This window comes from Marinobacter alkalisoli (assembly GCF_045449795.1).
GTDB lineage: Bacteria > Pseudomonadota > Gammaproteobacteria > Pseudomonadales > Oleiphilaceae > Marinobacter.
This window is the reverse complement of the sequence record NZ_JBJJLB010000011.1, coordinates 15,678-34,023: the sequence shown is the minus strand read 5'-3', so window position 1 is coordinate 34,023 and position 18,346 is coordinate 15,678. Positions and strand designations below refer to the sequence as shown.

The following is an 18,346-nucleotide window of genomic DNA, read 5'->3' as shown; positions in this document are numbered from 1 at the left end:
TGACTGTCAGTGGGAGCTCTTGAGCAGCCGCTCCCGCTGCCAGTCCTTATCCGGCTCATTCAGCACCAGCCGCAAGTCCATCACTTCCTCTTCCATGTTGTACTGGACCTCGAACCCGAGATGTTCTGCCAATTGCAGCATGGGCCGGTTATCCGGCAATACGTTACCGACCATTTCCACGGTTCCCCGTGACCGGCAGTAATCAATCATCTTCTGCATCAACGCCACACCGAGGCCTTCCCCCTTCATGTTGTCATGCACCATGACGGCGAATTCGCAGCGGAGATTATCGGCGTCCGTCCAGACCCGGACGGTTCCCAGGGTCTCCTCCCCTTCCCCGTCTTCCCTCGGGGCATTGGCGATAAAGACCATTTCCCGGTCATAGTCGATCTGCACCATCTGGGCGACATCCTCGCGGGAGAAATGCTTCCGATACTGAAAGAACCGGTAGCGGATGGACTCCGGCGACTGCAGCTCATGAAAGGCCCGGTGGGCCGGCTCGTCTTCCGCCAGCACCGGCCGGATGATCACCCGCCGCCCGGACTTCGGCAGCATGATCCACTCTTCCAGTTCCCGGGGATAAGGCTGGATGATGGGCCGCCCGGGTTTGTCGGCCAGATCGATGGCAATGTTCACCGCCACAGCACCCTGTTCGTTAAAGAGCAGCGGGGCGATTTCCAGGCCGCGGATTTCAGGGATATCGATCACGATCTGGGACAGAGTCACCAGGGTTTCAGACACCGCCCGAATATCTTCTTCCGGTTTCAGGCTGTGTTCCTTGAGGAGCTTGTACATATAGGTGCGGCGCAGAAGCTCTCGCGCCAGCACCATGTTCAGAGGCGGCAACGCAATCTGGCGATCAGTCATTACGTTGATCTGGGCACCGGCGGCGCCACAGACTACCAGCGGGCCAAACACCGGATCCCGGGTGATGCCAACGCTGAATTCAATACCGCCTACATGCTGATAGGAGCGCTGCACGGCAAAGCCGAGGAACCCGCTGCCCGGAAAATGGTTTTGATACTCCTCCATCAGCACCCGACAGGAATCAATGATCGCCGCTTCGCTATTGAGCTTCTGAATGGTTCCCTTGAATCGGCGCTGCCCGGTGCTCAGCTCCAGAAACGGATAACACGCCTGTTCGTGGATCAGCGTGATATCCACTGGGCGACGCTCCACCGAAAACGCCTCCAGCACCTCTTCCACATCATCGCAGTAGATGGTCTCAATGGTGTTGATGCCGTAATCCCGAATGACCTCCCGTGCTTCGCGATTCGACAGATGCATCCGCCCGGAACGCATGGCCCCCATCACCACACGACGAGTCTGGGTACGGTCGTCAAAATGATCGGTAAACGACTCCGGGGTTTCCGTGAGCAGACGCTGTACCCGCTGGTGACGCACATGCTGCATGAAAGCCATCACCGCTTTTTCCGGATTGAAAAACGACGGCAGCCCGGCGCGGTAAAATTCATCACGGGCATCCATTACGGTGCTCTGCCCCAACCAGCAGGTAAATACGTTCAACCGACTGCCCTTGGCGGCCTGGACCACCGCATCAGCAATCTGCAGGCTGTCTTCCGTCAGGCTGGGAGCGTACATCACCAGCACATTCGCCACCTCCGGATCCTTGGCCAGGATCTTGATGGCTTTGGCATACAGCTCCGGTGAGGCGTCGTAATTGAGGTCAATCGGATTCTTACGGGTCCAGTACGGCGGCAGGTTTTCCGCCAGCGCCTCAATGGTGTGCTCCGACAGGTTGGCCAGCTCGCCTCCCAGATCAATCAGCCGGTCAACCGCCAACACCCCCGGGCCCACACCATTGGCCATGATCGCCAGGGATTCCCGGCGCAAGGGGCGCATCCGGGTCAGTGTCTCCAGGGCATCAAACATCTGCCCCAGGCCATCCACCCTCAGCACACCGGCGCGCTGGAGCATGGCGTCGTATATCGGATCGCTCCGTCGGAGGCCCGCCGGTAGTTGATGGGCGAACCATTCCGATTCCGGCGTGCGGCCACTTTTCACCGCGATGACCGGCTTGGTGCGGGACGCCACCCGAACCGCCGACATAAAGCGCCGGGGGTTGGGGATATTCTCGATGTGCAGCAGGATGGCCCGGGTCTGGCTGTCCTGGGCCAGGTAGTCGATCAGATCGTCATGATCGATGTCCATGCCATCGCCAAGGGTCAGGAAGTAGGAAAAGCCCACGCCCCGGGCAAACGCCCAGTCAATGATGGAGCTGGCCACGGTGCCGGACTGGCCAATGAACGCCACCTTGCCGGGAATGGCCCCCATATGGGCGTAGGTTGCGTTCAGGCTCCGCGCGGGCACCATCAGCCCGATGGTATTGGGCCCCAGAACCCGGATTCCGGTTTCCCGCGCTGCATCCCGTACCGAATACATCAGCGGCTGGCCGGTTTTACTGTGGGTACGGGACATGCCCCCGGTCATGACGATGGCGGTGCGTACCCCGGCCTCCCCGAGCCGGCGCACCATTTTCGGAACCGTGTCCGGGGGCGTACAGATAATGGCCAGATCCGGACTGAACTCCATTTTCGAGACCTTGCGGACACAGGGCACGCCATGAACGTTGTCATAATCGTTCTGGTTGATGACCAGAAGCCTGCCGGGATAGCCGCCGCCCAGAAGGTTACGCAGCACCATGCCGCCCAGGTTGTCTGCCCGCTCGGAAGCACCGATCACCACAATGGACGATGGATTGAAGAGACTTTCCAGATAGCGGGTGCTCAAGCGTAAACTCCTTGCTGTTTTCAATCGTTGACGAGGCTATCCTTATCTTAGGCGGTTGTTTCCTGATGTAAAATGTCGATTACCCCTATAAGACCAAAGAAACACGGCAACCACCTACCATCCCTGATAATATTGGTGGAAATACAAGCATAAACCTCGCGTGCAGGACACACGCATGCAGGAAAAGAGTAGTCAGGACCCGTATGACCACAGCCTTCTTCTCTCATGATGACTACCTGAAGCACAACATGGGCCCGGAGCACCCCGAGTCGCCGGAGCGGCTGTCAGCCATCATCAGTTACCTGGCCGATTCCGGCGTTGGTGATGTACTGGACTGGGTACGCCCGGATGAAATCACCCGTGACCAGCTGCTGACGGTTCATCCTGAAAAATATCTGCACCAGCTGGACCTGATGCAACCGACCCGTGGACGCGTTTTCACCGACCCCGATACCGCCATGATGCCGGACACCTTGCGGGCAGCCCGGCTGGCAGCCGGCGCCAATATCCAGGCGGTGGACATGGTCATGAGCAGCCAGGTGACCAATGCCTTTGTCTGCGCGCGGCCACCGGGGCACCACGCCGAACGCAGCAAATCCATGGGCTTCTGCTTCTACAACAACATTGCACTGGCGGCGATGCGGGCGCTGAACTTCCATCATCTGGAACGGATCGCCATCATCGATTTCGACGTTCATCAGGGCAACGGCACCGCTGACATCATTGGCGGTGACGAACGAATACTGATGTGCTCCAGCTTCCAGCACCCGTTCTACCCGCACTCCCACGTACACCGTCAGCCGGAAAACATCGTCAACATTCCCATTGCCTCCGACTGTTCGGCACTGGACTACCGCAAAGCCGTAGAGGCCGGATGGCTGAAGAAGCTGCAGGATTTCAGGCCCCAGGTGGTCCTGGTGTCGGCGGGCTTCGATGGCCACCGGCTTGATCCGATGGCCGAGCTGAACCTGGAGGTGGAGGATTATCGCTGGCTGACGGAAATGATCACCAGCGTCGCCGGTGACCACGCCAATGATCGGGTCATCTCAACCCTGGAAGGGGGCTACCACCTGAGGGCATTGGCAGAAAGCGTCAATGCCCACCTGGAAGTACTGAGCGCCGTTAACTAGCCGGAATATCCGGCTTCATAACCATTGGCCTGCTGAAGGTCGGGCCGTTCGCCCAGGCGCTGCAGGCGAATGGTGGCACGCCGGTTATCCGCCGGGCGCCCGGAAGCCGGGTACTGGTCGGCGTGGGCGCGGACAGTGATCAGATCCTGGGGAATCCCTTGCCCGATCAGGTAATCCGCCACGGCATTGGCCCGCTCTTCCGACAGGGCGCGATTATCAATGCGACTGCCACTGCTGTCGGTGTGACCATCCACAAAGATACGCTCCACCGTCGAATCCGCCTGCACATAAGCCACGATATTGTCCAGCAACTCACGGTCGCCGCCCGACAGACTGGTACTGCCGGCACGAAACGGGATTCGAGAGCGTTTGATCTGGTCGTAGTTAACCGGTAGCAGGCTGGCGGTACAGGCACGATAGCTTTCGTACTGACCGGCGAAATTGATATTGGAAACCCGTACCCGGACCGGGCTTCGGTCATACCAGGATTCCCGCGTGACGGTCGGGGTCATGCCATCAAGCAGACCCCGGGCAATCACCATGGCCTGACGTGAGCTCAGCGCGACTGGCCGCCGGCCCTCACCGACATTGACCGTCCCCACTTTTCGTGGCGCCGTCCCCGGACGCCAGGCCGGTGCTTCCACCACCAGGCTGCCCCTGCCCGGACGCATCAAGGCGGTATCCGATTCAAGGTAAAACGACAGCTCCTCACCGGCCTTATGACGGAAGACGGCGCGGCCATAACCGGGAACTTCATGCACCATGGCGCATTCAAACACCGACTCCGACACGTACCACTGGCTGTTTTCGATACCGGCGCCAAAACTGGACGGCAGGGCTGTACCACTGATCCCCATCAGCACCGTGAGGGCAAATGCAGCTCTATACGGGAGCAAGGTTGCTAGTCTGACCATGGCGTCTATCCGTCAGTATCTGGGTTTCTGACCGTTTAACGGCGGCATGATTCGTTTCTTTAGCCTTTCACCGGAAACAATCGTAAACGGCATCTGGTATAATCCCGCCAAATTTTCACCGGCATCTGCCCGAGCTGACCTGGAACTGGAATCGCCGCATGACCGAACAACTGACCATCACCCGCCCCGATGACTGGCACCTCCACGTCAGAGACGGCGCCGTCCTGAACGATGTGGTACCGGCCACCGCCCGGTGCTTTGGCCGCGCGATCATCATGCCGAACCTGGTGCCACCGGTGACCACGGCCAGCGATGCCATGGCGTACCGCCAGCGCATTCTGAGCGCAGCTGGCGACACCCCGTTCGAACCGCTGATGACCCTGTACCTGACCGAGTCCACCTCGGCAGAGGACATCCGCGAAGCAAAATCCGCCGGAGTGGTCGCCGCCAAACTTTACCCGGCCGGCGCCACCACCAACTCCGCATCCGGTGTGACCGATATCCGCAACATTTACCCGGTACTGGAAGCGATGGCTGATTGCGGCATGTTGCTGCTGGTCCACGGTGAAGTGACCGATGGGGATATTGATATTTTCGACCGGGAGAAGGTGTTCCTTGAGCGTGTACTGGCGCCCACCCTGGAAGCCTTCCCCAACCTGAAAGTCGTGCTGGAGCACATCACCACCGCTGATTCCGCCGACTTCGTCCGCCAGCACAAGGGCGACAACCTGGCCGCGACCCTGACTCCCCAGCACCTGATGTACAACCGTAACCATATGCTGGTGGGCGGTATTCGGCCCCATCTTTACTGCCTGCCGATCCTGAAGCGAAACAAGCACCAGCAGGCCCTGCGGGATGCCGTTGCCAGCGGTGACAAACGCTTCTTCCTGGGCACGGATTCAGCCCCTCACGGGCGGGACAAGAAGGAAGCCTCCTGTGGTTGTGCCGGCTGCTACTCCGCCTACGGCGCGATTGCCCTGTACGCCGGGATTTTCGAGGAGCTGGGCGTTCTCGACAAGCTGGAGGCCTTCGCCAGTTTCAACGGCGCAGACTTTTACGGGCTGCCACGCAATACCGACACTATTACTCTGACCAGGGAAAGCTGGACTATGCCAACGGAGCTACCGCTGGCAGACGGCACCATTGTTCCGCTTTGCGCCGGCGAAACCCTGAAGTGGCAACTGACAAGCGCCTGAACCAGACACCCTGTACCTTTTTACCCGTACTCTTTACCGTATTCTGGCTAATCCCTAGGAGTTTGAGTGACTGACGAAAACAAAGAACCGCATCCGATGGCCCGACGTTTCCGGGGATTTCTCCCGGTGGTTGTCGATGTCGAAACCGGTGGTTTCAATCCCGAGACAGACGCCCTGCTGGAAGTGGCTGCGGTGCTGTTGACCATGGACGAAGACGGCTGGCTGAGACGCACTGAAACCCACGTCCAGCAAATTGATCCCTTCGAAGGCGCCAACCTGGAGCAGTCCGCACTCGACTTTACCGGAATCGATCCCTGGAGCCTGGAGCGGGAAGCCGTGCCGGAGCGGGAAGGCCTGAGTGAAATCTTCAGCCCTATCCGCAAGGCGGTCAAAGCCCACGACTGCAAACGCGCGGTGCTGGTGGGCCACAACGCCACCTTTGATCACAACTTCGTATTCGCTGCGGCCCTGCGTTCGGACATCAAGCGCAACCCATTCCATCCGTTCTCGACATTTGATACCGCCACGCTTGCCGGGTTGGCCTATGGCCACACGGTACTGGCGCAGGCATGCAAACTGGCCGGCATTCCCTTCAGCAACAAGGAAGCCCATTCGGCAGCCTATGATGCGGAAAAGACCGCGGACCTGTTCTGCGGCATCGTCAATCGCTGGAAGGAACTGGGAGGGTTTCCTCCGCCGCTGATCAGCGAGACAGAGGAATAAAACAAGTTGATAAAAAACGCCTCCCGAGGGAGGCGTTTTTTATCGTCCAACCGGACAACTACCAGTAAATACCCCGCATAATCGCCGCAAAGGCCACCTGTTCCGTGGACACCTTGGGCTTCTCGCCAGACCGGCTACCGGCCGCCGCCGGAGAGTCCGGGAACATGCGATAACCGGTGTTCATCACGATCTCGCCCATCTTCGGCGCGAGTGCGTGCAGAACCTGGGCAAAAATACCCAGTCGGGTAGCGATCCGCTTGGGCCGGTATACAATAGCGTCCGCCACCATTTCCGCCGCCTCATCCGGAGTCAGGGTCGGCACCGAATCGTAGATCTTGGTGGGTGCAATCATCGGGGTCTTCACCAGCGGCATGTTGATGGTGGTGAAGGTAACGTTGCGATCAGACCATTCCGCGGCGGCACAGCGACTGAACGCATCCAGCGCGGACTTGGACGCCACGTAGGCCGAGAAACGCGGTGCGTTGGTCAGCACGCCGATGGAGGAAATGTTCACCACATGGCCACGACGGCGCTCCAGCATGGCCGGGGCAAAGCCCATGATCAGGCGCACGGAACCAAAGTAGTTCAACTGCATGGTGCGCTCGAAATCGTGGAATCGGTCAAACGAAAGTGCCAGTGACCGACGGATGGAACGACCGGCATTGTTGACCAGCACATCCACGTGACCGTGGTTGTCCAGAACGGTTTTCACGAAGCGATCACAGTCTTCCATTTCGGCAAAGTCACACTGATAGGCGTGAACATTGCCCCCACGGGCCTCCAGGTCGGCTGCAATTTCCGCCAGCCGTTCTTTCTTGCGAGCGCCAATCACCAGGATGGCACCCGCATCGGCCAGTTTCTGGGCCGTTGCCAGACCAATGCCCGAAGTACCGCCGGTCACCACACACACCTTGCCTTCCACGGTGCCACGCAACGTACGGTCCTTGAACAGGTCCGGATCCAGGTGACGCTCCCAGAAATCCCAGATCACCGGTGCGTAATCCGGCAGGCGCGGAACCGCAATATCGGTGTCCTTCAGGACCCGCTCGGTTTCCCGGGCATCGAACCGGGTCGGGTAATTGATAAACGAAAGCACGGACGGAGGAATGCCCATGTCATCCAGCACCGCGTTGGTCAAACGCTTCACCGGTGGCAGGTTCTTCAGGCTCTGGCGGATGAATGGTGGCACGAAACCGAACATCCGCGAGTCGATGCGCATCCCCATACGTGGCGCATGACCGGCCTCACAGAAGATATTAAGGATCTCGCCCACTTTGTAAGGATCGGAATCCACCAGATGGAAACAGTTGCCGTCTTCACCGTCCAGATGCGCAATGTGATCCAGGGCATTCACCACGAAATCCACCGGCACCACGTTCAGGCGACCACCCTCAATACCGATCGTCGGCACCCACTGCGGCAGCGCGTGGCGGATTTTCTGGATCATCTTGAAGAAGTAGTAAGGCCCGTCCACCTTGTCCATCTCGCCGGTTTCGGAATGGCCAATCACCATGCCCGGACGGTAGATGCGGAACGGCGCCTTGCAGCTTTCACGAACCACTTTCTCGGATTCATGCTTGGTCAGCAGGTAGGGATGATCCAGCTTTTCCGCTTCCTCGAACATATCCTCGCGGAACGTGCCCTTGAACAATCCGGCGGCGGCAATGGAAGACACATGATGGAAGCAACCAGCGCCCATGGCCTGGGCTGCATTGACCGCGCTGCGGGTGCCCTCAATGTTGGTTGCCTGCTGGGCTTCTTCGTCAGCGCCCATGTCGTACACGGCGGCCAGATGAAAGAAGTGGTCAATATGACCTTTCAGGGAATCCATGGTTTTGTCGTCAATGCCCAGATTGGGGCTGGTCAGATCGCCAATAACCGCCTTTACCTGGTTCTCGTCTGCTCCCCAGCGTTCCCTCAGGGTGTCCAGCTTGCCCAGGGATTGCTCACGTACCAGCACATGTACGGTGCCGCCACGCGCGAGGAGTTTTTCTACGAGAAAACGGCCGATAAATCCGGTGCCACCCGTCAGAAAGTAGTTCATCGATAGTCCACCTTGCCTGTTGTTCAATTGTTATCTGTCCTTAAGCCCGAACGTCTACGACTAAAGTCTTAGATCATTCGGGAGCGCCGGCATTGTACTTAATTGCAACCCTCATGTATCGAACTTTTTTAGAGCATTTACTCTTGCAAGTCATTGTTTTATTTAGAGTAACTACTCTACATTTTTCGCCGGGACAAGCGGGCACGCAGAAAGCACCGCTGAAATCGACACACTGAATTTGAGCCTAGCACAAGGTTTTGGAGCTGACCGAAAAACTGCCGGATTACCAGAAAGAAATGAAACCACCCTATAGCAATGACATAATCCGCCCATACATCCGCAACACGCGAACCACTCACTCCACACCGGATACCCGTATATGAAGAAAGACGACGCCAACGCCGAACGCTATATCGCCATCGCCCGGGCCTGCCTGAAAGCCATTAACGACACCACGGCGGATGCCGGCTCCCGCGAGGAGAAGGTCCAGGCGGTTTACCAGGCGATTGACGACGCCTTCCAGGCGGAATTTGCTGATTACCGGCAGTCCGTCGCAGTGATGGGCACCGTGCTTGAGCGCATCGCATCCGGGCAACTGGATGCTGATACAGCAGCCTCTCTCGCCCGTAAAACTCTTGACCAGCAACCAGAGAGCACAAAGAACGCAATAATCCACTGATTTCCGGAGCGAGCGACACCATGCCTTCAGGTCTGAACCTTATAGCCCGCCATGGGCGCTGTCTGTCCCAGTTGTTGACCCTGCTTCTGTTCCTGGCCGCAAGCGCCCTCACCCAGGCCGCCATCGAGCCGGTGAAAAGCCCCAATGACCGGAACAGCTACCGCTACCTTGAACTGGATAACGGCATGCAGGTATTGCTGGCATCCTCTCCGGGTTCCGATAAGGCGGCTGCCTCCATGAACGTTGCGGTAGGCAGTGGCGATGACCCGGAGGAGCGAGAAGGCCTGTCCCATTTCCTCGAACACATGCTGTTCCTGGGCACCGAGAAATACCCCGAGCCCGGCGAGTACCAGCAGTTCATCAAGAGCCACGGTGGCAGCCACAACGCGTTCACCTCGTTTCAGGACACCAACTACTTCTTCGATATCCAGGCCGACCACCTGGATGACGCACTGGATCGCTTCGCCCAGCAGTTTTCCGCGCCCCTGTTTACACCCGAGCTGGTCGATCGGGAACGGCAGGCCGTGCATTCGGAGTTCACCTCAAAGCAAAAAGACGATGGCCGCCGGATCTATTCCGTCAGGAAAGCCATCAGCAATCCCGCGCACGCCTTCAGCCAGTTCGCAGTCGGCAATCTCAGTACCCTCGAAAACACCGATGAGCGCCCACTGCGGCCGGACCTGATCGAATTCTGGAAGAACCACTACTCATCGAACCTGATGAGCCTGTCGGTGTATGGCCCTCAATCCCTCGATGAACTGGAGCGAATGGTCAGGGGCCGTTTCGAGGCCATCGAGAACAGGAACCTGGAACCGAAAGTTCACAACGTGCCGCTGCTGGAGCCAGACCGCCTGCCGGCCGAGGTAACCGTAGATGCCCTGAAGGACCTGCGCAGCCTGTCGCTGACGTTTCCCCTCCCTTCCCAGCGGGAGAATTACCGCAGCAAGCCTGCCAGCTACATCGCCAACCTGCTGGGTCACGAGGGCCCCGGCAGCCTGTTTGATGTCCTGAAACAGGCCGGCCTGGTGGACAGCCTGTCGGCGGGTAGCGGCATGGATACCGGGACGGAATCCAGCCTGGTGCTATCCATGGCCCTTACCCCCAAAGGGCTGGAGAACAAGGACCGGATCCTCCGCCTGGTGTTCGCCTATATCGAGGACGTCCGTGAGGAAGGTATCTCGGAGGAACGCTTTGAGGAGATGAAGAACCTGGCGGAAATCGATTTCCGTTTCCGTGAGCGGGGCGAGCCAGTCAGCGAGGTCATGCGTCTTTCCAGCCACCTGCGTCATTATGACGCGACCGATGTCCTCCGGGCGCCCTGGATGATGGAAGCCTACACACCGGAAAAATACCGCGACATTCTGCAGCGCCTGACGCCGGATAATGTACTCATCACCGTAGTGGAACCGGAACCCGAGATCGAGACACCCAGCCTGACACAGTGGTACCAGGCCGCCTGGGAACTCAAGCCCGCCGATCCGTCGGTGTTCGCTGCCGCCCCCGACAAGGCGCTGGCCAGCCAGCTTCGCCTGCCCGAGCCCAACCCGTTTGTCCCCGAAAACCTGGACATGGTGTCCGGCGCGGATATGGACAAGCCGGTGAAACTGGCTGACCAGGGCGGCCTCTCTGTGTGGTACGCCCGGGATACCCAATTCGGCACGCCGAAAGCCAATGTCTACGTCAGCATCCGCACCCCGCTGGCGCAAGCCTCCGCCCGCGGCAAGGTACTCACGCAACTGTTGGTGGATGCCGTCAACACCAACCTCAACGCCTGGGCCTACCCGGCGCAGCTGGCGGGGCTGGACTACAGCGTTTACTCTCACCTGCGCGGCGTGACCATCCGGGTGGGGGGCTACAGCGACAAACTGCACACCCTGATGACACGGATCCTGACCCAGGTGGCAGACCCGCACCTGACACAGCAACGCTTTGATATTGCCCGTCAGAATGTGATCGACAACCTGCAAAACAAGGCCAAGGAACGACCGGTCCAGCAGACGTCTGAAAAAGTGCAGACCCTGCTGATCGAAGGCGCGTGGGGCACCGACGAACGCCTCCGGGCAGCTCGGGAAGTAACGTTGGACGAGCTCCGGAACTTCGCCAGCGAACTGTTCGCTCAAACCGATCCGGTGATGCTGGCCCACGGCAACCTGAGTCAGGCGGCTGCCCTGAACCTTGCCCAGCAAGTCCGGGCAGTGGTGCTGAATGGTGCCGAGATCACAGAGGTGCCCCGCAGCACCGTACGGCAGCTCCCCGAGGGCGAGTCCATCGTGCCGCTGTCAGTGGACCACCCGGATACCGGCTATACCCTCTACATGCAGGGAGACAATACCGGCTTCAGCGAACGCGCTGCCTTCCGGCTGCTGGGCCAGATCATCAGCAGCCCCTTCTATGAAGAGATTCGTACCACCCGGCAACTGGGCTACATCGTTTACGCCACACCCTTTGAAATGTTGGAAACACCGGCACTGGGTTTCGTGGTGCAGTCCCCTGAAGCTTCTGGCGAGGAAATCGACCAGGCCGTTCGTGAGTTTTCCGACACATTCGAGGAACGTCTGAGTTCCCTCAGCGACAGTGATCTCGAGCGGGAGAAGCAGGCGGTGATCAGCCAACTGATGGAACAGGATCGTACTCTTGGCGCGGTGTCAGAGCGTTTCTGGCGGGAGATTGACCGGGAAGCTACAAATTTCGATTCGCGGGAACAGCTGGTCAAAGCAGTAAAAGCGGTTGACCGGGACCAACTGATAAAGACCTACCGCAAGGCTGTTCTTGACCGTGAACATGCCCTCAGAGTGGTCACCGGCGCCTCGCTGACGAACGCCAGCACCCTCGTCCAACGCATCCTGGAACAGGCGCCTGTCCCGGACGCCTGATCCCGGGTCCGCTCAGCCTGGAGACTGGTCGAGGAACCGCTGCCAGTCTTCGGGCTCATCCACGTCCCAACGGGGCGGCAACAGCCCCACCGACAGACCCAGCCCCGCCATTCCGGTGCAGGTCTGGTCCAGCACACTCCCGGTGCCCCAGTTCACGCCATCGAGCATCCCGGCGACCACCCGGCGAGCGCCAATCATCACGTACCCCCCGTCATTGGACGGCCCCAGCACCACATCGCTGGTATCCAGCTCCGTCACCGCCTGCCGGACATAATCCGGATCCACCGAGGGGCAATCACTGCCAACCACCAGGGCCTTGTCATGATCCTCCAGCACTCGGGCCAACGCGGCTTCCATTCGTTGTCCCAGATTGTCGCCCTGTTGAATACCCGTGGTGATCTGCGCCGCATCCAGCTTGGACAACACCGGGGCCGCTGCGGCGGGTGCCTGATCCAGCGGGCGATCCCACCAGAACTGAACCGGGAACCCGCTAGCGATGAGATTGTCCAGTACTTCCAGGCTCAGCCTGACATGAGCATCCAGCGCGCCACTGGCACCCAGCGCCGGCATCAGCCGGGTTTTCACCCTGCCCTCTTCCGGCCACTTGGAGAACTGCATAACCAATACTGACGACTCAGGGCTCTTGGGCATTACGGACATCCGAACGATAGGCGTTTGCCAGGGATTCCGGCGATTCGCCGCGCCAATAGCGCCAGCGCAACCGCCACATCAGGAAGATAGTACGCCAGGCCCCACCCTGTTCCCAGCGTCGGCTGTCGGTAACCACCGGGTCAGTGACACAGAACGGGCGGGACACCAGCCTCAGCCGGGAACACAGCTCCACGTCCTCCATTAACGGCATCTCCCTGAAGCCCCTGAGCACTTCAAACACCGGGCGCTGCACAAACAACGCCTGATCACCGGTGGCGATGCCCGTCAACCAGGACCGCTGATTCATGAACCATTCAATGACACGGAACAGAAGGCGCTGGCCGCTCAACCGGACATTGAACCGCCCCCAGGCATTGCGACTGGCGTGAAACCGCTCCAGCGCCGCCAGTGCGGACTCGGGCGGGCACGTGTCTGCATGTAAAAACAGCAGGACATCACCGGTGGCCACCTCTGCCCCGGCGTTCATCTGACACGCACGGCCACGCCCGGACGACAGCACCCTGTCACACAGGGGCTCGGCGAGCTTCTGGGTACCGTCGTCACTGCCGCCATCCACCACAATCACCTGATGGCCAGCCTCACGAATCGGCGCCAGGCGCTGCAGGGTGGCCGTAATGGTCGCCGCTTCCTGCCAGACCGGAACAATCACGCTTAGCCTTAGTGGCTCAGGTTCATCATCCCCTTGCGACGGCTGCTCGCTCATCCGCAACAATCTCCTTACCTTGAAAATTCGAGCCGAGGCTCGATTACCTTTACCATACCCATTCTAAACCAGTACAGCCGTCAGATGAGTATCACTATGCCACTGAAATACAGAATCATTCCTGTGACCCCGTTCCAACAGAACTGTTCCCTGATCTGGTGCGAGGATTCCGGGGTAGCAGCCGTTGTCGATCCGGGCGGCGATCTGGACAGGATCCGCGCAGCGGTCGAGGAAGAAGGCGTGAAGGTCGAAAAGATACTGCTGACCCACGCCCATATCGATCATGCCGGCGGCACCGCTGAACTGTCACGGTCGCTGGGCATTCCCATTGAAGGGCCTCACCGGGAAGACGATTTCTGGATTCAGGGCCTGCCCATGCAGGCACAGATGTTTGGCTTTCCGGCGCCGGAAATATTCACCCCGGACCGCTGGTTGGAAGATGGCGAGCAGGTCACCGTTGGTAACCAAACACTGGAAGTTCTGCACTGCCCCGGCCACACACCGGGCCACGTAGTGTTTTATCACGGTGAATCAAAACTGGCCCTGGTGGGCGATGTACTGTTCCAGGGCTCCATTGGCCGCACCGACTTCCCGAAAGGCGACTACAACACCCTGGTGCGATCCATCCGCGAAAAGCTGTTCCCCCTGGGGGACGACATCGCCTTCGTACCGGGCCACGGCCCCATGTCCACCTTCGGCCATGAAAAGACCAGCAACCCCTTCGTGTCCGATCATCGCGGTTAAATACCCGGGGGCCCTTGAGACACATCAACGGGCCCGCTATCATACCCGCCTTCTGACGATACGCCCCCGTAGCTCATCTGGATAGAGCGTCCCCCTCCTAAGGGGAAGGTAGCAGGTTCGAGTCCTGCCGGGGGTACCACCTCTACTTCTATCGAAATCCACAAAACCACATACCTATCAGTATCTAGAATATATTTCCCATAAAACCGCTATCCAGAAGTCCACCATTCTCCACTGAGAGCCATGACATATGGGAAGCAGGCTGTAGTGGTCCAATCAACAAAACACATAAAGCGTGAGATCGGAATAAGGTTGGTAGCTTCTGGTGCGCTTGATTGGGCGCTGAGGGCGAGGGAAAGTCCAAACTGCTTTTCCATGAATGGCCTAGTACCCAAATATATCTAGCGCCATGACAGAGAAAAGCCACCGGGCTTCCAAATCCCGGTGGCTCTATTCTTTTTACGATGGACTCCATCTCCTGCAGCGCCCTCTTCTTACCATGAGGATCCGAATGCAATGACAATCTGCCCCTGAGGCAATCCAAAGAAGAACGCAGTAAGCCTACAAACCAGAAACACGATCAATCAATTTCTCGACGTAGTGTTCATCTTCGTCCCGAAACAGAATATTCCAACTCTCCATCAGTTCCCGTGTCACAGCCTGGCCAGAAGCGTCCCTCCACTGGCTCACAAGCTGAGAAGAGTGGGTTTCCGAGATCAGGAAAGCATGCAGCTCGATTCCGGCATTCTCCGGCCGCTGCTGACGTAGATCCGCCTCAATGTCCTTAATGGTTTCATGGAAGCGAATCTTAGGATCGTCCGGTTTGTGATGGCGCAGGCCTTTCGGATCGACGAACACCACTTTCTGGGATTGGCCCTTCACCAACCAAAGGATAAAGTCCGGATAGAAACCTCCATCAACGAACACGCCCACGGCGCCCTGGCCAGTCTGGTTGCGAAGCAGGTAAACCTCGTAGCCTTCAAATGCACCAGCCTTGGTTGCCGCCTGAATATCGCGAACGAAATCGGCCTCGCCTTTGTTCAGGGATACCGGAGTCACCTGAAAATCCAGACCCTGGGTGGATGCCAGTAATGGCTGATAGAAATGCCGCTCGCACCAGATAAACTCCAGCCCCTCGGCGATTTTGCCATTCCAGACGTCCACCTCGCCCCTTGCGATGCTCTCTCTCAAACTCGAGAGCTGCTTAATCAGCGACTGATGGCGAACCCGGTCAAGAGTTACCATGTAGCTGCCCTCTGGAGTGGCTTCACTTACACCCGGGAGATACTTCCGGTTTTCGGTGATCGGTCTGTACTCCAGCTTGTCCGCCTCCCACTGTTTCCGGCGGAAGCCGTAAAACAGCTCACAATACTTTCTGAGCAGGGATATCGCCATGTCGTGCCACAACGTCATCTTCTCCAGTCGACCCAGCTCCATGGCCTCATCCGGGGCATAGAGCCGATACCAGTCGTACCGGTTATCGGTGAGGAGCTTTTCAACCACATCCTGGGTGATGGTCAGGTTTGACCAACGCTTGTCCCGCTTGAACGCCAGTAACTCGAAATAAAGGCGCTGCATGTCCAGCAGCGCGATGTGCGTCGGTTTTAGACGCTGGATTTTGGCACCGGTGTTCTGAACGCCTTTCTTGTCGGTGGCAAACAGTCCGACCTGCGGATAAAAATCCAGGCTTACCCTCGGCGGATTGCAGAAGTAGTCGATCTCAGTAGGTTTCAAATCACTTGGCGCCTTCAGGACCACCTGCTCGGCAAGTTCCTGAAACGCCGTACCGGAACCGCCAATGGCCTTATTGGCAATGCTTTCCTTAACCCGAACAACATGGAGATCCTTGCGCAGGTCCTTCATCGGCTTGAGCGGGAGCACGAATTCTTCGAGACCTTCATTAACCGGGATCTCTTCGTCTTCCAGCTCTTTCCGGAACTGAGCAATGTAATCGGCCTTAACTCCAAAGATGTTCAGGGTCTCCATGACACCAATGTGCTCAGGCCGCTCAATACCAGCTTCTTTCAAGCCGGTTGCCAGCTCGGCTGAGCGCTTGAGTGTTGTTTTCCAGCCTTTCAAGCGCACGCCACGGCCGAACAGCTGGATGATCTGGGCACCCTCATTCTTACCGACGTTCATCAACGTCATGTTGGATACACGCCAACTACTCCAGCCTTCGGTGAACTTCTTCGAGCCCAACAGCAGGTTGACCGGTGAACTGTCAGTATTGATGCCGTGGAACAGGCTTTCGCTAAAACGAGAATCCTGAGTGAACAGGTCGTGCTTCTCGCAGAGTTTGACCAGCTTTGTATCATCCCCCACGTTGATGACACCAAACGGCGTGTCTGACGTGCCTGCTCGAAGCGCGATTTCACCAGGAATACCGGTAATATTTTCAATGTGGAGGCGACCACCACTGCTATGGAACACCCTGTCTAGCAGATCGTGGTATAGCGAATCCCCACTCTCACCCAGTTCTTTCAGGTAATTGAACCGACCATGCAGCAGATCGGTACCGCCCTTGGCAACCATGCCACGTTTCAGCAGGTAATCAATCGCAGCAATCGTCTCTTCCTGCTTGTGCAACACCTGGTCGATAAACCCCAACACCTGAACCGTGTCGGAAGCTTCACCGCTGGACAGCGTTGCCGTTACCTTGGAGCTCACAAACACCCACAAGGGCTTCTCCAGGTTGAAGGGCCTGAAGTTGGGCTTTTGCTCCTCAAACAACCGCAGTTGCTGGTAGTAACTCAGTAACGATGCAACCAAGTATCGGAATTCATCCTGAGCATTGGGATTTGCTTGCAGATTCAGGATCTGAGACTGCTTGCCGTAGCCATCCCCGTAGAAATGTCGGTAGGAGTAGTCGAACAGAATGGCTTTGGTATAGGTCTGGCGCAGGTTCTCGTGTTTGGAGCCTGACTGGGCAAACGTAGCGGAGTATTCGAAGGAGAAACCCAGCGAACACAATTTTTGCCGGTAATCGTACCAGCTGCCACCACCACTCGCCGTTCCCCGATGGCCCTCATCCACCAACAGCAGGTTACGAGAGCCGAAGGAGTCGACAGCAACCGTTTTCTTCTTCTCACTGTCGCGCAGCTTGTTGATGTCGATGACTATCACATCCTGAGCGAACAGGTCACCGCCACGGGCAGAGAACTCACTGGCCCTGATTCCGGATTTGTCCAGGTCACGCAAGTGTTGCTGGGTAAGCCCCTCGTTGGGGGTCAGCAGAATAATCTTGTTGATATCCCCGGCTTTGCCATACCGTTGCAGGTAGAAGCGATACTGCAGGATGTTAGCGTGCATGATCAGGGTTTTACCGGAACCGGTCGCGCTCCAGTAGGCCACCATGTTGAGCTGCGGCCACAGATCATCCTCCGGGTTCAGTAAATCCATCGGTCTGTGATTAAAGCCCTGCTCCACAACCCAGTGATCATTCCAACGCTCAATCTGTTGGTTGAGCGCCTCCAGCAACTCATCCGGTTTGGTGAACAGGTAGTCCAGGTAGATCTCGGTGAACAGCAGCATCAAGTACTGGAAATACTTCCATTCAATCGGCTCCTCACCGGAGGCCAGGCGCGCGTTATTGATGGTATCTGTCAGCTGCTTAATCCGGCGGTCGTACTCCAACAGTTGCTCATCGCTCAGCTTGGCATTTTCGTTGAGGTTTTCCCGCATTCTCTGGATCAGCAAGTGCTCCCCCTCGGCATTGCGGCCGCTGGTTTCACCAATCAGCTGGAAACGATCGCGAAACGCCTCAAGCGTTGGCGCTTCCCGATTTCCCACATCAAACTGACCACTGAGCGAGTCGAAGCCGAACAGGGAGAACAACCACTGGTTGAGCACCAGGTGATGGCGGAATGGCAACGTCTGCTTGCTGCCCTTGGCGGATTTCCTTGCTGCCATGATGTTCC

The 18,346-nt window shown here is 58.0% G+C and carries 12 protein-coding genes and 1 tRNA gene; 7 read left to right on the top strand and 6 right to left on the bottom strand.

Annotated elements, in window-relative coordinates; translation table 11 throughout:
* Positions 1 to 6 precede the first annotated feature (6 nt).
* A complete protein-coding gene (locus ACJO3M_RS03760; RefSeq protein WP_406999839.1) occupies positions 7 to 2,751 on the bottom strand; it encodes a bifunctional acetate--CoA ligase family protein/GNAT family N-acetyltransferase in 2,745 nt (914 codons plus the stop codon).
* Between the two features lie 203 nt (positions 2,752 to 2,954).
* Between ACJO3M_RS03760 and ACJO3M_RS03755 the strand changes: the two genes are divergently transcribed.
* Positions 2,955 to 3,881 (top strand): histone deacetylase family protein, encoded by a 927-nt coding sequence (locus ACJO3M_RS03755; RefSeq protein ID WP_406999837.1) that lies wholly within the window; start codon positions 2,955 to 2,957, stop codon positions 3,879 to 3,881.
* Here ACJO3M_RS03755 and ACJO3M_RS03750 read toward each other — a convergent pair.
* Positions 3,878 to 4,738, bottom strand: a complete 861-nt coding sequence (locus ACJO3M_RS03750) for a flagellar protein MotY (RefSeq protein WP_406999876.1) — start codon at positions 4,736 to 4,738, stop codon at positions 3,878 to 3,880. The two genes, ACJO3M_RS03755 and ACJO3M_RS03750, sit on opposite strands and share 4 nt — an antisense overlap.
* A 215-nt stretch (positions 4,739 to 4,953) precedes the next feature.
* Here ACJO3M_RS03750 and pyrC point away from each other — a divergent pair, with 215 nt between their 5' ends.
* Positions 4,954 to 5,991, top strand: coding sequence for a dihydroorotase (gene pyrC, locus ACJO3M_RS03745; RefSeq protein ID WP_406999835.1), 1,038 nt, complete (start codon positions 4,954 to 4,956; stop codon positions 5,989 to 5,991).
* 66 nt (positions 5,992 to 6,057) lie between these two features.
* Entirely contained in the window at positions 6,058 to 6,714 is a 657-nt protein-coding gene (gene rnt / locus ACJO3M_RS03740) for a ribonuclease T (RefSeq protein ID WP_406999833.1), read from the top strand.
* Positions 6,715 to 6,772: 58 nt separating this feature from the next.
* Here rnt and ACJO3M_RS03735 read toward each other — a convergent pair whose 3' ends face one another.
* Positions 6,773 to 8,758 (bottom strand): SDR family oxidoreductase, encoded by a 1,986-nt coding sequence (locus ACJO3M_RS03735; RefSeq protein WP_406999832.1) that lies wholly within the window; start codon positions 8,756 to 8,758, stop codon positions 6,773 to 6,775.
* Positions 8,759 to 9,137: 379 nt separating this feature from the next.
* On the opposite strand from ACJO3M_RS03735, the gene ACJO3M_RS03730 reads away from it, so the two are divergent.
* Positions 9,138 to 9,437, top strand: a complete 300-nt coding sequence (locus tag ACJO3M_RS03730; protein WP_406987752.1) for a hypothetical protein — start codon at positions 9,138 to 9,140, stop codon at positions 9,435 to 9,437.
* A gap of 20 nt (positions 9,438 to 9,457) precedes the next feature.
* Positions 9,458 to 12,310 (top strand): insulinase family protein, encoded by a 2,853-nt coding sequence (locus ACJO3M_RS03725; RefSeq protein ID WP_406999830.1) that lies wholly within the window; start codon positions 9,458 to 9,460, stop codon positions 12,308 to 12,310.
* Positions 12,311 to 12,322: 12 nt separating this feature from the next.
* On the opposite strand, the gene ACJO3M_RS03720 is transcribed toward ACJO3M_RS03725, so the two are convergent.
* Positions 12,323 to 12,961: a TIGR04282 family arsenosugar biosynthesis glycosyltransferase gene (locus ACJO3M_RS03720; protein ID WP_406999828.1), complete on the bottom strand. Its 639-nt coding sequence runs from the start codon at positions 12,959 to 12,961 to the stop codon at positions 12,323 to 12,325.
* Positions 12,945 to 13,685 (bottom strand): TIGR04283 family arsenosugar biosynthesis glycosyltransferase, encoded by a 741-nt coding sequence (locus ACJO3M_RS03715; RefSeq protein WP_406999826.1) that lies wholly within the window; start codon positions 13,683 to 13,685, stop codon positions 12,945 to 12,947. Before ACJO3M_RS03715 ends, ACJO3M_RS03720 begins: the two co-directional genes overlap by 17 nt.
* Positions 13,686 to 13,781: 96 nt before the next feature.
* Here ACJO3M_RS03715 and ACJO3M_RS03710 point away from each other — a divergent pair, with 96 nt between their 5' ends.
* Positions 13,782 to 14,429 carry an MBL fold metallo-hydrolase gene (locus ACJO3M_RS03710; protein ID WP_406999824.1) on the top strand — a complete coding sequence of 216 codons (648 nt, stop codon included), beginning with the start codon at positions 13,782 to 13,784 and terminating at the stop codon, positions 14,427 to 14,429.
* 62 nt (positions 14,430 to 14,491) lie between these two features.
* Positions 14,492 to 14,568: transfer RNA gene (locus ACJO3M_RS03705), tRNA-Arg, on the top strand.
* Between the two features lie 422 nt (positions 14,569 to 14,990).
* Here the strand turns inward: ACJO3M_RS03705 and ACJO3M_RS03700 are convergent.
* Entirely contained in the window at positions 14,991 to 18,338 is a 3,348-nt protein-coding gene (locus ACJO3M_RS03700; RefSeq protein ID WP_406999822.1) for a DEAD/DEAH box helicase family protein, read from the bottom strand.
* Between the last annotated feature and the right edge of the window lie 8 nt (positions 18,339 to 18,346).

Bases quoted from the DNA above. Each gene is read 5' to 3' on its own strand.
- ACJO3M_RS03710 (WP_406999824.1), top strand. From the start codon at position 13,782: ATGCCACTGAAATACAGAATCATTCCTGTGACCCCGTTCCAACAGAAC.
- ACJO3M_RS03700 (WP_406999822.1), bottom strand. From the start codon at position 18,338: ATGGCAGCAAGGAAATCCGCCAAGGGCAGCAAGCAGACGTTGCCATTC.
- ACJO3M_RS03750 (WP_406999876.1), bottom strand. From the start codon at position 4,738: ATGGGGATCAGTGGTACAGCCCTGCCGTCCAGTTTTGGCGCCGGTATC.
- ACJO3M_RS03735 (WP_406999832.1), bottom strand. From the start codon at position 8,758: ATGAACTACTTTCTGACGGGTGGCACCGGATTTATCGGCCGTTTTCTC.
- ACJO3M_RS03755 (WP_406999837.1), top strand. From the start codon at position 2,955: ATGACCACAGCCTTCTTCTCTCATGATGACTACCTGAAGCACAACATG.
- ACJO3M_RS03715 (WP_406999826.1), bottom strand. From the start codon at position 13,685: ATGAGCGAGCAGCCGTCGCAAGGGGATGATGAACCTGAGCCACTAAGG.
- ACJO3M_RS03725 (WP_406999830.1), top strand. From the start codon at position 9,458: ATGCCTTCAGGTCTGAACCTTATAGCCCGCCATGGGCGCTGTCTGTCC.
- ACJO3M_RS03730 (WP_406987752.1), top strand. From the start codon at position 9,138: ATGAAGAAAGACGACGCCAACGCCGAACGCTATATCGCCATCGCCCGG.
- pyrC (WP_406999835.1), top strand. From the start codon at position 4,954: ATGACCGAACAACTGACCATCACCCGCCCCGATGACTGGCACCTCCAC.
- ACJO3M_RS03720 (WP_406999828.1), bottom strand. From the start codon at position 12,961: ATGCCCAAGAGCCCTGAGTCGTCAGTATTGGTTATGCAGTTCTCCAAG.